Origin of the sequence: Streptosporangium sp. NPDC023963, assembly GCF_040639135.1 — a bacterium.
Taxonomy (GTDB): Bacteria; Actinomycetota; Actinomycetes; order Streptosporangiales; family Streptosporangiaceae; genus Streptosporangium.
The window spans coordinates 31,385-44,287 of sequence record NZ_JBEZZK010000009.1; the positions used below are offsets into that span (position 1 = coordinate 31,385).

Annotated in this window: 11 protein-coding genes; 4 read left to right on the plus strand and 7 right to left on the minus strand. The window is 72.1% G+C overall.

What is annotated here, in order from left to right:
• Positions 1 to 20: 20 nt before the first annotated feature.
• Positions 21 to 230: a ThuA domain-containing protein gene (locus AB0F88_RS25560; RefSeq protein ID WP_362688868.1), complete on the plus strand. Its 210-nt coding sequence runs from the start codon at positions 21 to 23 to the stop codon at positions 228 to 230.
• A gap of 144 nt (positions 231 to 374) precedes the next feature.
• Here the strand turns inward: AB0F88_RS25560 and AB0F88_RS25565 are convergent, their stop codons facing one another.
• Entirely contained in the window at positions 375 to 1,010 is a 636-nt protein-coding gene (locus tag AB0F88_RS25565; protein WP_362688871.1) for a TetR/AcrR family transcriptional regulator, read from the minus strand.
• 177 nt (positions 1,011 to 1,187) lie between these two features.
• On the opposite strand from AB0F88_RS25565, the gene AB0F88_RS25570 reads away from it, so the two are divergent.
• The 3 genes from AB0F88_RS25570 (at position 1,188) to AB0F88_RS25580 (ending at position 5,137) form a co-directional block, all read left to right on the plus strand.
• A complete protein-coding gene (locus AB0F88_RS25570) occupies positions 1,188 to 2,399 on the plus strand; it encodes a cytochrome P450 (RefSeq protein WP_362688874.1) in 1,212 nt (403 codons plus the stop codon).
• Positions 2,400 to 2,439: 40 nt separating this feature from the next.
• Positions 2,440 to 2,640 carry a ferredoxin gene (locus AB0F88_RS25575; protein ID WP_362688877.1) on the plus strand — a complete coding sequence of 67 codons (201 nt, stop codon included), beginning with the start codon at positions 2,440 to 2,442 and terminating at the stop codon, positions 2,638 to 2,640.
• A gap of 265 nt (positions 2,641 to 2,905) precedes the next feature.
• Positions 2,906 to 5,137, plus strand: a complete 2,232-nt coding sequence (locus AB0F88_RS25580) for a LamG domain-containing protein (RefSeq protein ID WP_362688880.1) — start codon at positions 2,906 to 2,908, stop codon at positions 5,135 to 5,137.
• A 37-nt stretch (positions 5,138 to 5,174) separates the two neighbouring features.
• Here the strand turns inward: AB0F88_RS25580 and AB0F88_RS25585 are convergent, their stop codons facing one another.
• From AB0F88_RS25585 to AB0F88_RS25610, 6 genes are all read right to left on the minus strand, one after another.
• Positions 5,175 to 5,675, minus strand: a complete 501-nt coding sequence (locus tag AB0F88_RS25585; protein WP_362688883.1) for a (2Fe-2S)-binding protein — start codon at positions 5,673 to 5,675, stop codon at positions 5,175 to 5,177.
• Positions 5,672 to 6,604: an FAD binding domain-containing protein gene (locus AB0F88_RS25590; protein ID WP_362688886.1), complete on the minus strand. Its 933-nt coding sequence runs from the start codon at positions 6,602 to 6,604 to the stop codon at positions 5,672 to 5,674. The genes AB0F88_RS25585 and AB0F88_RS25590 overlap by 4 nt, the downstream gene beginning before the upstream one ends.
• Entirely contained in the window at positions 6,601 to 8,916 is a 2,316-nt protein-coding gene (locus AB0F88_RS25595; RefSeq protein ID WP_362688889.1) for a xanthine dehydrogenase family protein molybdopterin-binding subunit, read from the minus strand. The genes AB0F88_RS25590 and AB0F88_RS25595 overlap by 4 nt, the downstream gene beginning before the upstream one ends.
• Before the next feature lie 163 nt (positions 8,917 to 9,079).
• A complete protein-coding gene (locus AB0F88_RS25600; RefSeq protein WP_362688892.1) occupies positions 9,080 to 10,108 on the minus strand; it encodes a hypothetical protein in 1,029 nt (342 codons plus the stop codon).
• Positions 10,093 to 11,508, minus strand: coding sequence for a glycoside hydrolase family 43 protein (locus AB0F88_RS25605; RefSeq protein WP_362688895.1), 1,416 nt, complete (start codon positions 11,506 to 11,508; stop codon positions 10,093 to 10,095). The genes AB0F88_RS25600 and AB0F88_RS25605 overlap by 16 nt, the downstream gene beginning before the upstream one ends.
• A 306-nt stretch (positions 11,509 to 11,814) precedes the next feature.
• Positions 11,815 to 12,846, minus strand: coding sequence for a LacI family DNA-binding transcriptional regulator (locus AB0F88_RS25610; RefSeq protein WP_362688898.1), 1,032 nt, complete (start codon positions 12,844 to 12,846; stop codon positions 11,815 to 11,817).
• Positions 12,847 to 12,903 lie beyond the last annotated feature (57 nt).

Sequence of the window (12,903 nt, forward strand, 5' to 3'; positions counted from 1 at the left end):
GAGAGCATGCTCGCCCGGGGGTGCGCGGCGGCCTCGGCCACCCCGGCCACGGCGACGACCACCCGGTCAGCTGGTGCCAGTACTACGACGGCGGCAAGGCCTGGCTCACGACTCTCGGCCACGACGTCAAGGCGTGGACCGACGAGCCGATGGAGGGCGACCGGTACTTCGTCCAGCACCTGCTCGGCGGGGTGAAGTCGGCGCTCGGCATGGCGCCGTTCTGCCGCTGACGCGAGGGCCCGGTCACCGCCGGACGCGCCGCTGATCCGAGGGGCCGGGCCGCCGCCGGATGCCACCGGCCGCCGCGGGCGCGCCGGCGGTTCGCACGGGCTCGAAGCTCCCCCGGGACGGCCCCAGGGACGCGGCGGGCGGCCTCAGGTGGGCGCGCCGGCGTCGACGCGGTGGAGCGCGCTGAAGAGCGGCCAGGTCAGGGCGGCCATCTCGGCGGGGGTCCGCGGGCATCCGCGCTGGAGCCAGTCGGCGGCCACGCCGATGAGCGCCCCCGCGGTGAACGCGGCCGGGACGTCGTGCGGGATGTCCGACGGAGGGCCGGAGTGTCCCGCCGGATCGCCGGCGGTGATCTGGTGGAGGCGCTCGTGGACGGACGCGGCGATGCGGCGGCGGATGTGGTCGACGACGCGTGCGCTGCCCTGCGGCCCCAGCAGGGTGCGGTAGAGCCCGGCGTGCTCGGCGAGGCTGGCGAAGAACGCCTCCAGCGACTGGGTCGCCTCCGGCGCCGGGTCCGCCGTCTCCGGGCCGGGACCGGGCAGGGACTCGATCAGCCCGTCGATCATCGCGGTGCAGGCGGCCTCGGCGAGCTCGTGGACGTCGCGGTAGTGGTCGTAGAAGGTCGAGCGGCTCACGCCGGCGCGTTCGGCGACGTCGGCGACGGTGATCCGGGAGAGGTCCCGCTCCTCGACGAGCTCGATCAGCGCGCGTGCCAGGGCCGTGTGGGTGCGGCGCACGCGCCGGTCACCGGAGGGGGAGTTGCTGTTCTTGGTCGTGGCCACGTCCTTACTTTACCGTCAACCTACATCTGTAGGTTTCCCGACATCTGTAGGGTAGCGTGAGGGTGCATTCGTCACCCGGCGTGCGGCTCCTCCCCTCACGCCCGCGTGACAGCGGAGCACGGTACAGGCACGCACGACACGGCCCGCCCGATCCATCCGTTCGCAAGGAGATGACGCATGAGTGCCAACGAGCAGGTCCTGCGCTACCCGATCCCCAACGACAAGGCGCTGGAGCCGCCCGCGGAATGGGCCGAGCTGCGCGGCACGTGCCCGGTGGCGCACGTGGAGCTGCCCAGCGGCGACCGGGCGACGCTGCTGACCCGCTACGCCGACGTCAGGCAGGTGCTCGCCGACCCGCGCTTCACCCGCCAGCTCACCGCCCCCGACGCGGCGCGGCTGTCGGCGGAGGGCGGCGGGGTCTTCAGCAGCGAGCTGGCGCAGATCATCCCCGACGGGGGCGAGGAGCACCAGCACTGGCGGCGCCTGGTCGGCAAGTGGTTCACCGCCAAGCGGATGGCCGCCCTGCGGCCCTCGATGGCCCGGATCGCCGAGGAGCTCATCGACGACATGGTCAAGCGCGGCGCACCCGGCGACCTCAGGGCGGACCTGGGCTTCCCGCTGCCGGTGTACGTCATCTGCGACATGCTCGGCGTGCCGGCCGCCGACCGGGACCGGTTCTCGTACTGGTCCGACACCCTGCTGAACCTCACCCGCTACACCAAGGCCGAGACCGAAACCGCCCAGGCGGAGTTCTTCCAGTACATGTCCGAGCACGTCGCCGCCAAGCGCGTCGAGCCGGGGGAGGACCTGCTGAGCGAGCTGATCGCGGCCGGCGGCCCCGAGGACGGCGGGCTGTCCGACATCCAGATCCTGGTCACCGGCATGGGACTGCTGGTCGCCGGGCACGAGACCACCGCCAACATGATCGGTAAGATGGTCTCCATGCTGCTGGCCGACCGCGACCGGTGGGAGCGGCTGCTCGCCGACCCCACGCTGGTGCGCACGGCGGTGGAGGAGACGCTGCGGCTCGACGCCAACTCCGGCTTCGGCCTGCCGCGCTACCTGCCCGAGGAGACCGAGGTGAGCGGCACGACCCTGCCCCGCGGCACCACCGTGGTGTGCAGCATGGCCGCGGCCAACCGGGACGAGAGCGTCTTCGAGGCCGCCGCCGAGATGGACCTGAGCCGCAGCCCGAACCCGCACCTGGCCTTCGGCGCGGGCGCCCACTCCTGCCTGGGCCAGTCACTGGCGCGCACCGAGCTGCAGGTCGTGCTCGAGGTGCTGCTGCGCAGGCTTCCGTCCCTGGAGCTGGCCGTTCCGGTGGAGGAGCTGGAACGAGTCGAGGGGCTGGCCGTCGGAGGCCTTCGCACGGTGCCGGTCCGCTGGTGACCGGGCACCGCCCCACCCGGCCGGCAGAGAGGAACCCGATATGAAGGTCACCGTGGACGAGGACAAGTGCTGCGGCGCCGGCCAGTGCGTGCTGATCGCGCCGGAGGTGTTCGACCAGCGTGACGACGACGGCATCGTCGTCCTGCTCGAACCCGAACCCGGCGCGGACCGGCACGCCCTGGTCCGCGAGGCCGCCGCGGTCTGCCCCGCCGCCGCGATCACGCTGAGCGAGCAGGCCTGAGCGCCGGACGCGCTCGTTCCCCGTTGGGGCCGGGCGGAGCCGTGGGCCGCTGCCGCGTCTCCTCCCCGGCCTCACGTACAGGTCGGTGAGCCGGCGTTCGATCGGGGCGCGGTCGATCGTTCCAGCCGTCAGAATAATGTTCTTATGTCATGATTTTGTTACACAAAGAGACACATAATGCGAGCGGTAACGGCGGCTGCGGGGGCCGTCGCAACGGTTTTCCGACCGCTACGGGGAGTTCATGGCAAGGCTGTCTCGCTTTCGCATGTCAATCGTCTTCACGATCACCGTGTGCGCGAATCTCGTCGCGCCCGCCACCGCACACGCCACCGCGCACGCCGGGGCGCCCGAACCGGGTCTCGTCGCCGCGTACGGACTGAACGAGGGGACCGGAACGGCCGTCGGCGACGCGTCCGGCAACGCGAACAACGGCACGGCCGCCGGTACCTCGTGGGTGCCGGGCAGGTACGGCAAGGCTCTCGCCTTCGACGGCGTGTCGAGCCTGGTCACGATCGCCTCCTCGGCGAGCCTGCGTCCCACCGCCGCGCTGACGGTCGAGGCGTGGGTCAACCCCTCCAACAGCGGCCGGCACCCGGTGCTGGTCAAGGACGCCGGCGACCGGCCGGGCTACGCGCTGTCGGAGTCCGACGGCGCGCAGTATGACGAGAGGCCTCCTTCGGCATCGGTGAACACGGGCACGGTCCGCACGGTGAAGGCGCGGCGGGGCCTCCCGCTGAACGGCTGGCGCCACCTCGCCACCACCTACGACGGCAGCCGGCTGCGCCTCTACATCGACGGTGAACTCGACCGGTCCATGCCGGTGGCCGGTGCCGTGCGAGCGGGGGACGGCTCCCTCCACATCGGCGGCCATCCGGCGTGGGGCGCGTACTTCAAGGGCGCGATCGACGAGGTGCGCGTCTACAACGTGGCCAGGACACGGGCGCAGATACAGCTGGACATGAACAATCCCATCACCGGGACCGACGCGCCGCCGACGACCCCGACCGGTCTGACCGCGTCCGCGTACCAGGCCAGCGTGCAGCTGGAGTGGACGGGGTCGACCGACGACAAGGGCGTGCGCAGGTATGACGTCCACCGCTCGACCGTCTCGGGGTTCACCCCGTCGGACGACACCTGGATCGGGTCGCCCACGTTCGACTACGCGACGTTCCTCGGGGACGCGGGCGCCCCGTCCGGGGTGTACTACTACCGCGTCGTCGCGATCGACACCGCCTCCCAGGCGAGCCCCCCGTCGGCGCAGGTCCAGGTGACGGTCACCGCCCCGGGCAACCCGCCCTCGGCCCCGGGACCGCTCGTCGGCGGCGGCCGTGCCGACCGGGCCGAACTGAGGTTCACCTTCGCCGGCGGTTACTGGGGCGTCGGCACCTACCAGGTGCACCGCTCGACGACGGCCGGGTTCACGCCCACCGCCCGGACCAGGATCGCGACCATCCAGACGGCCCTCTACACCGATCATCCCCTGGACGAGGGGACCTACCACTACCGGGTGATCGCGGTCGACGGCGCGGGACAGTTCGGGCCCGCGTCCAACGAGTTGCGGGCCCGGATCCCCGATCTGCCGCCGAGCACGCCGACGGCGGTCGCGCGGGGCGGCGCCGGCCAGGCCGTCGTCACCTGGACCGCGGCCACCGACGACGAGGCCGTGAGCGGCTACGAGGTCTACCGGTCGACCTCCTGGAACGCCCAGTTGGGCAGCGGAACGATACTGGTGGCCAGAACCGGCGCGTCCACGCTCTCCGCGGTCGACACCGGCCTGTCGCCAGAGCACTACTACTACCGGGTCCGGGCGATCGACAACGCGGATCAGCCGGGTGAACTGTCCGAGTCGGCGCCCGCCGACCCCACCACCTGCGCTCCCGCCGACTGTCTCGTGGCCGCGTACGGGATGAACGAGGGCGCGGGCACGACGGTGGGGGACGCGTCGGGGGCGGGCAACACCGGGACCGCCGCCGGGACGACCTGGGCCGCCGGCAGGTTCGGCAAGGCCCTGTCGTTCGGTGGTTCCCACACGGGCGGGGTGCGGGTTCCCGACTCGGTGTCCCTGCGCGCGGACACGGCGCTCACCATGGAGGCGTGGGTCTACCCGACCGGCGCCGGGTCCGCGGCCGGCCAGAGCATCCTTCTGAAGAGCCCACCCTGGGGCCCCGGCGAGTACGGTCTCTCGATGGGCCCCTCGGATCCGGAGCAGGGGCCGTACGCGTCGGTGGCGTCCAACACCACCCTGAACAGGCCGCCGCTCCCGCTGAACACCTGGGTGCATCTGGCGGGGACGTTCGACGGTGACGTCATCCGGCTGTACGTGAACGGGACACCGGTCGCCGAGAGCTACCCGAGAGTCGGCCCCGTCAGGGCGGACGTCTTCGGCCCCCTGCTCATCGGGCACAGCGGTTTCACGGGACTGATCGACGAGGTCCGCGTCTACACCACCGCGCTCACCGCGGCACAGATCCAGGCCGACATGAACACACCCCTCTGACCCGACCGCGTCCGACGCCGCTCTGGCCGAGGTGACCTCAGGATCGGAGGTCACCTCGGGACGGGCTCTCCGGCCACTCGCCCGCGGCCCGCGCGATCGCGCGCCGGATGGGTTCGTAGCCGGTGCACCGGCAGATGTTGGAGCCGACCAGGGCGGCGACGCGCTCCGGGTCGTCGCCGAGGGCGGGGTCCGACTCCAGCGCCCCGGCGGCCACCATCAGGAAGCCCGGCGTACAGAAACCGCACTGCAGGGCGTGCTCGGCGGAGAAGGCCCGCTGCAGCGGATGGGGCTCGCCGCCGGGGCCGGACAGCCCTTCGACGGTACGCACCGAGCCGCCGTCGCACTGCACGGCCAGCATGAGGCACGACCGGACGGCCTCGCCGTCGACCAGCACCGTGCAGGCCCCGCAGACGCCGTGCTCGCAGCCCAGGTGCGTGCCCGTGAGACGGCAGTCCTCGCGCAGCACGTCGGCCAGCACGCGCCGGGGCTCCACGTCGAGCGCGCGCTCCTCGCCGTTCACCGTGACGGTGATCCTCATCGGTGGCCTCCTCCGGACGTGCCGGCCCGCGACAGCCGGTCCCTCGCCGCCTCGCACAGGGTCCTGCCGACCAGGACGGCGACGGCCTGGCGCCGGTACTCCACGTCGGCGTACGGTTCGGGCCGGGGCGCGGCGTCCTGCTCGGCGGCGGCGCGGCCCGCGCGGGCGAACGGATGGTCGCCTGGCACCCGGCGACCGGCCGGGGGCGTGATCTCGGCGCCGATCAGCGCCTGCTCGGCGGCGCGGGCCCGCACCGGCCGGTCGGCGCAGTTGACGAGCCCGATCCTCGCCTCGGTGATCACCCCGTCGGGCGCGGTGAGCGTCGCCGCCACGGCCACCTGGGCGAAGCAGAAGTGCGTGCGCCGGTGCTCGACGAAGCCGACGCCGGTGTCGTCCGAGAGCAGCGGGAACCGTACGGCGGTGATGAGCTCGTCCGGCGTGCGCGAGGTCAGGAACGGCCCGAGGAAGTAGTCGCGAGCCGCGATCTCGCGCGGGCCGCCGGCGCCGTGCACCTCGATGCCGGCGTCGAGGGCGAGGGCGAGGGCGCACCACTCCGCGGCCGGGTGCGCCCAGGCGAGGCTGCCCACCAGGGTGCCGCGGGAGCGGATGGGCGGGTGGGCGACGTTGACGACGGCGCGGGAGAACAGCGTGCCGAGCGGGCCCGGCACGCTGTTCTCCCGTTCCGGCTCGAAGGCGGCGTGGCGGATCAGGGCGCCGACCCGCAGAGTGCCGTCGTCGACGCTCATGCGGTCGAGCTCGGCGACGCGGTTGATGTCGACCACCAGCTCGGGGCGGATGCGCTGCAGGCGCATCTCCAGGACGAGGCTCTGGCCACCGGCGAGAATCCGGGCACCCGGCCCGGAACCGAGCGCGTCGACGGCCTCGCGCACCGTGCGCGGCACGACGTAGTCGAAGGCGGCGGGCTTCACCGGACCTCCTCCGGGAGTTTCGGGGCGCGGGCCGCCCGCCACACCACGTCCGGGGTGAGCGGCATCTGCAGCAGATCGGGGTCGGCCACCCGCAGCGCGTCGGCCACCGCGTTGACGATCGCGGCCGGAGTGCCGATGCAGCCCGACTCTCCCGCCCCCTTGGCGCCCAGCGGCGTGCTGGGACTCGGCGTGCGGGTGTCCCTGAGCTCGATGGGCGGGATCTCGGCGGATGTCGGCAGCAGGTAGTCCAGCAGCGCCTCGGCGAGCAGGGGCACGCCGTTCTCCCCGAAGGGGATGCCCTCGTACAGCGCCTGGCCGATGCCCTGCACGGCCGACCCGAAGGCCTGCCCGCGCACCATGGCCGGGTCGAGCACCACCCCGCAGTCGTCCACCGCCACCAGCCGCAGCACGCGCACGGTGCCGAGTTCCGGATCGACCTCCGCCACCGCCGCGTGGGTGCCGAACGGGAACGCCATGCCCGACTCGAACCGGCCGTCCACCCGCATCGGCCCGGTCGCCTTCACCAGCTCGGCCAGGTCCATCGCCGCCGAGCCGCCGTGGACGGTGTGCACCGTGCCGTCGGACCACGCCACCTCCGTCTCCGGCACCTCCCACAGGGCCGCGGCCCGCGCCCGCGCCTCCTCGACGAGCAGCGTGGCGGCGTTCCGCAGCGCCGCGCCGCCCACCTGCGCCGACCGGCTGGCGAAGGAGCCCACCCCGTCCGGCTGCTCGTCGGTGTCGCCCTCGACCAGCCGGACCCGCGCCCCGTCCACGCCGAGGGTCTCGGCGACCAGCGCGGGGAAGACCGTCTCGTGGCCCTGGCCGCTGGAGGCCGTGCCGCAGCGGGCGGTGACCGTGCCGTCCTCGTGCGCCTCGACGCCGGCGAACTCGTGCAGTCCCCCTGATTCGCCACCGGAGCGTTCCACGTAGCAGGACAGGCCGATCCCCAGGGGGAGGGCCTCCGGGTCCGTCCGGCGGCGGGCCTGCTCGGCCCGCCATCCGTCGTAGCCGAGGGCCTCCAGCGCCAGGTCGAGCGCGGCGGCGTAGTTCCCGCTGTCGTAGTGCCGCCCGGTGGGCGTCTCGTAGGGGAAGTCCTCGGGCGGGATGAAGTTGCGCCGCCGCAGTTCCGCCGGGTCCATTCCCAGCCGGCGGGCCAGCGTGTCCATCGACCGCTCCAGCGCGATCGCCGCCTCGGGGCGCCCCGCGCCTCGATAGGGGTAGGTCACCATGGTGTTGGTGAGCACCGAGCGGACGGTGGCGTGCACCCTCGGGGTGGCGTACGGACCTGTCGCCATCCAGGCGGTCTGCATGGGCAGCCCGGCCGCGAGGTGGGGGTAGGCGCCGATGTCGGCGTCGATGTTCAGCTCGTACGCGAGCAGGCGCCCGTCGGCGTCGGCGGCGAGCCGGACCCTCTGGTCCTGACCCCGGCCCCGGGTGGCGACCATCATGGACTCCAGCCGGTCCTCGATCCACCGGACGGGACGTCCGAGCTCCACCGCCAGGAAGGCGACCGCGACGAACTCCGGGAAGGTCGTGCTCTTCGACCCGAACGCGCCCCCGGTGTCCGGCACCACCACGCGCACCCGCTCGACCCGCGGGCCCAGCAGCGCGGCCAGATCCCGGCGCAACCGGTGCGGCGTCTGATGGCCCGACCAGACCGTCAGCAGGTCTCCCTCGGGCACGGCGAGGATCGTCCTGCACTCCATGGGGGTGGGCATCAGCAACTGCTGGCGGTACCGGCCCTCCACCACGACCGCCGCCTCCCGCCACACCGGCTCCCCGATCGGCTTCCCGGCCTCCCCCCGCAGGGCGACGTTGCTCAGCCCGTCGAACAGGCGGACGGTGCCGTCCGCGGCGGCGGACGGCGTCACCACCGCGGGCAACGGGTCGATCCGGAAGGTGACCTCGGCGGCCCCGTCCTCGGCCCGGTAGCGGTCCTCGCCCAGGACCACGGCCAGCGCCTCGCCCGGGTAGCGCACCCGGTCCCTCACCAGCACCGGCCACTCCCGGCCGGCCACGGCCTCCTCCGTGGACAGCTGGGCGAGCGGCACGTACGGAACCGGAAGCAGGTCCCGCGACATGCCGGTCGGCCGCGCGCACGGCGGCACCCCGGGGAGATCCGCGGCCGACCAGGCTCCCACCACTCCCGGCACCTCGCGGGCGGCGGAGCAGTCCACCTCGCGCAGTACGCCGTGCGCGACGTCGCTCCTCACGAACACGGCGTCCAGGCAACCCGGTACGTCCATGTCGGCGACGTAGCGGCCCTCACCGGTGAGCAGCCGTTCGTCCTCGCGCCTTGACCATTGCTCCACAACCACAACCTCCGCGCCGCGCATGTCATCGCATGGTCCGGTCAATTTTCAGTGGGATGCGTGGGGGCGACGGACATTCGTGGTGAGCCACCGGTGGCAGGTGGTGTGAATCGTTTGCGGACGCATCGCGGACGCATCGGGTGCGCGAATGAGACGTACTGAATCAACGGTACATGTGGATTTGACGGGGTTTTGCTGGGCTTGGAGGGAATTTTGAGATGATTTTCCCGGGTTTCGATGGCCGGGGATTTTCCGGTCGCCGATCACCTTCGCGGGGGAGCGGGCCCCAGTCGCCGTCCGCGCCGCCGCCCATCCCGGCGGTGAGCCACAGGGACATGTCGTAGTGGCGCGCCGCTCCACCCGGGCAGTTCGGGTACTGGCCGTTCTGGTTGAAGAAGCGCCTGCACGGCTCGGCGCACCGCGGGGCGCCCTCGCGGATGTTGTTGACGTAGACGTCGACGGAGCTGTCGCTCCACTGCAGCGTGGCGCGGTCGCGCACGGCCCACCCGACGACCTTGACGGGGACGTCGGTGTACGGCCAGCCGTTGTGGCCGGTCATCAGGTCGGTCCACTTCTTGACCTGGCGGGCCAGGGAGGCGTGGATCCGGTCGCGCAGCCCGGCCGAGACCGGCGCGCTCGACTCCCAGCGCACGCAGTGGTTGAGACTGCCGCCGTTGGCCATGACCTGGTCCCAGCCGTAGTTTCTGAAGGTGTGCAGCTGCGGGTAGGTGCTCTCGTAGTGCTGCCACACCTGGTTGAGCGGGTTGACCAGGTCCGCCGGCGGGTTCCATCCCGTGCCGCCGCCGGGCACGGTGCCGTTGGCCGTGACCTCCAGCAGGCCGACCGACGAGCCGCCGGTGAACAGCACCCGCAGCCTGGTCGTGGTGACGGGGGTGAAGGTGACGTGGTTGTACTGGTTGAGCGCCCGGTTGTAGGCGCTCGCCCCGGCCAGGTCGACGTAGGCGCTGCCGTTCCAGGACCGCAACCGCCACACCGCCGGTACGCGCACGCCGCCGTTGTCGTCGAAGCAGTAGATGTCGGCCGAGGTCAGCGTCCGCGCGGAGGACCAGGTGAGCAGCGCCCACTGCTCGCCGGCCTGTGACCAGGTGCCCCAGCGCCGGTTGACGGTGTCGTGCTGGAGAGGCGCTGCCGGAGAGGTGGTGCCGGGATGTGGTGCTAGAGCGCCATCCACTCCAGGACGCCGGTGGAGTAGCCCGTCCTGGAGGTGATGTTCAGCCGCAGCCGCGTCGTGGAGATCTGGTTGAAGGTGGTGACGTTGTAGGTGTTCGCGCCGACGCCGCAGGCGGACTGGCCGGGCACGTTCACGTAGGCGCTGCCGTTCCAGTACTGGACCTGGCAGGACGCGGGCAGGTCGATGCCCTGGTCGTCGTCGAACCAGTAGGTCGCGACCTTGCCGAGGCTGCGCGCGGCCGGCCACCGGTACTCGATCCACTCGGTGCCCTGGTGGCTCCAGTTGCCGTACGCGCCGTGGCTGTGGTCGGCCGAGCCGGAGGGGACGAACCCGTCCTTGATCGCGCCGAGTGTCTCCCACGGGGAGACGTAGGAGGTGGACGCGGTCGCCGTCAGCGCGTGATTGGTGCCGGCCGGGGGCTGGCCGCCGCCTCCACCGCCAATCGGGGTCGTGGTCTGCACGACCTTCCGCATGGTGCCGTCGGCGTTCCAGTACAGCTTGTCCAGGGTGACCGAGCGGCGGAAGTCGCCGCCGCCCGGGGCTCCGGCGTTGTGGTAGACCATGTACCACTGGCCGTTGAACTCGATGATCGCCGGGTGGTTGGTGGTCGAGGTGACCTGGTCGAGCACGACGCCGCGCTGGGTCCACGGCCCCATCGGGTTGCTCGCCGTGGCGTAGCGGACGCAGGCGTAGCCGGGCTGGGAGCACCCGGAGTCGTTGGCGGCGTAGGCGAGATAGTAGGTGCCGTTGCGCTTGAACATCCAGGGGGCCTCCCAGAAGTTGCTCACCCCCGAGGGGGTGACGACCGGGCCGTCCAGGTTGATCATGTCGGGCTTGAGCTTGGCCGCGCGGACGCCGTAGTAGGAGCCCCAGTAGATGTACGCCTGGCCGTCGTCGTCGGTGAAGACGGTCGGATCGATGTTCAGGGGGGAGGAGTTCGGGGTGCTGTCGCTGATCAGCGGCCCGCCCTTGGCGTCGGTGAAGGGGCCGAGCGGGGAGTCGCCGACCGCGACGCCGATGTTCATCCACCCGGGGCCGTTGCCGTTGATCGAGGTGTACCAGTAGTACTTGCCGTTGCGCGGTTCGACCTCGCTCGCCCAGGCGTCGCCGCCGGCCCACGGGAAGCTGGAAAGGGAGAGCTTCGCCCCCTGGTCGGTGAAGGTGGAGGCGTCGGTGGAGGTGTAGACGTGCCAGTCGCGTATGACGAAGTTGGTGCCTCCGGCGGGGGCCTCGTCATGGCCGGTGTAGAGGTAGAGGGTGTTCCCCACGACCAGCGCGGCGGGGTCGGCCGTGTAGATCGCGGTCGTGATCGGGGTCGCGGCCCTGGCGGGCACGGTGGTGGAGGGGACGAGTGCGATCGCGACGATCGCGGCGAGGATGGCGGTGCATCGTCGTCTCATGCGGCGCTCCTGGGGGGTCGGGGGAGTTTTCGCGTTACATTTGTTTGCGCTAACATAATTTTTTTGTGAAGGCGCCTCTTAATTCCCTCGGGGAGCGGGCGGCGCGTTTCGACCGAGGTTTCCCGAGTGTTTTCCACAATGCAAATGCTGTCAAGTCCCCACTTGACTCATTCCGTACGCGTTCTGTGAGCTCCGTGCGAACCGGGAGAACGGCGAAAAAGGCGCGCCGAAGACGGCGTCGCACCGGCTGAAAAATACATTGTCAGAAATGCCGGACGGACCGTTTCATTGTCATCTCGCGATCATTCAAAAAGCTCTGGGCGCCCTCCCGGTGCTCTCCCTGACGACCAGCTCCGTTCCGATGACCTCGACGGTTTTCCCGGTTTCTCCCTCCATCCGCTGGAGCAGCAGGCGGAAGGCGTGGTCGCCGAGGGCGCGGAAGTCCTGGCGGACCGTGGTCAGCGACGGCCGCAGGTAGCCGGTCTCGGGGACGTCGTCGAAGCCGGCCACGCTCACGTCCTCGGGGACGCGCCGCCCCGCCTCGCGCAACGCGCGCAGCACCCCCAGGGCCATCTGGTCGTTGGCCACGAAGATCGCCGTGACGTGCGGGCACTCCGCCAGCCGCCTGCCCAGCCGGTGGCCCGACTGCGGGCTCCAGTCGCCGGACAGCACCTCGGGTACCGGCCGTCCCGCGGCCTCCAGTGCCGAACGCCATCCCTGGACGCGCTCCCGCGTGGCCGTCCAGCCGGCCGGGCCGGAGATGTGCCACACCGTCTCATGGCCCAGGTCCAGCAGGTGCCCGGTGGCGGTGGCCGCGCCGCCGGCCTGGTCGGTCATGACGACCGGGACGGGCATGCCCGTCCCGGCGTCCACCACGACCAGGGCGAGGCCGGGGTGGAGGTCGCGCACGACGCCGGCGGCCGCCTCGTGCGGCACCACGACGATGACGCCGTCGACCTCCTGGGAGCGCAGCCCGCGCACCCCCTCGCCGATCGAGCCGAGATCGGCCGAGTCGAGGCAGGCGATGCTGATCGCGTAGCCGTGCCGCCTGGCGGCCCGTTCGATGGCGTACAGCGTGGCGGACGGGCCGTGCAGGGTGATGTCGAAGCCCACCACCCCCAGCACGCCCGAGCGGCCGGTGGCCAGCCGGCGGGCGGCCTGGTTGGGCCGGTAGCCGAGGCTCTTCACCGCCGCCAGGACCCGCGCCCGGGTGTCCGGGCGCACCCGCTCGGGGGCGTTGAGCGTACGCGACACCGTCATGGCCGAGACCCCGGCCAGCGCCGCCACGTCGCGCAGCACCGCCGACCTGGCCCGCGTCCGGCCGCGGTTCGGTGCCATCAGGTCCCTCCCGTCGTGTCGTGGGCCGCGCCGGCACCCGGGGCGGGAGACCGGCGC

What these genes read in the sequence shown, in the direction of transcription:
- AB0F88_RS25570 (WP_362688874.1), top strand. Translation starts at nt 1,188, where the DNA reads ATGAGTGCCAACGAGCAGGTCCTGCGCTACCCGATCCCCAACGACAAG.
- AB0F88_RS25575 (WP_362688877.1), top strand. Translation starts at nt 2,440, where the DNA reads ATGAAGGTCACCGTGGACGAGGACAAGTGCTGCGGCGCCGGCCAGTGC.
- AB0F88_RS25580 (WP_362688880.1), top strand. Translation starts at nt 2,906, where the DNA reads ATGTCAATCGTCTTCACGATCACCGTGTGCGCGAATCTCGTCGCGCCC.
- AB0F88_RS25585 (WP_362688883.1), bottom strand. Translation starts at nt 5,675, where the DNA reads ATGAGGATCACCGTCACGGTGAACGGCGAGGAGCGCGCGCTCGACGTG.
- AB0F88_RS25605 (WP_362688895.1), bottom strand. Translation starts at nt 11,508, where the DNA reads ATGAGACGACGATGCACCGCCATCCTCGCCGCGATCGTCGCGATCGCA.
- AB0F88_RS25610 (WP_362688898.1), bottom strand. Translation starts at nt 12,846, where the DNA reads ATGGCACCGAACCGCGGCCGGACGCGGGCCAGGTCGGCGGTGCTGCGC.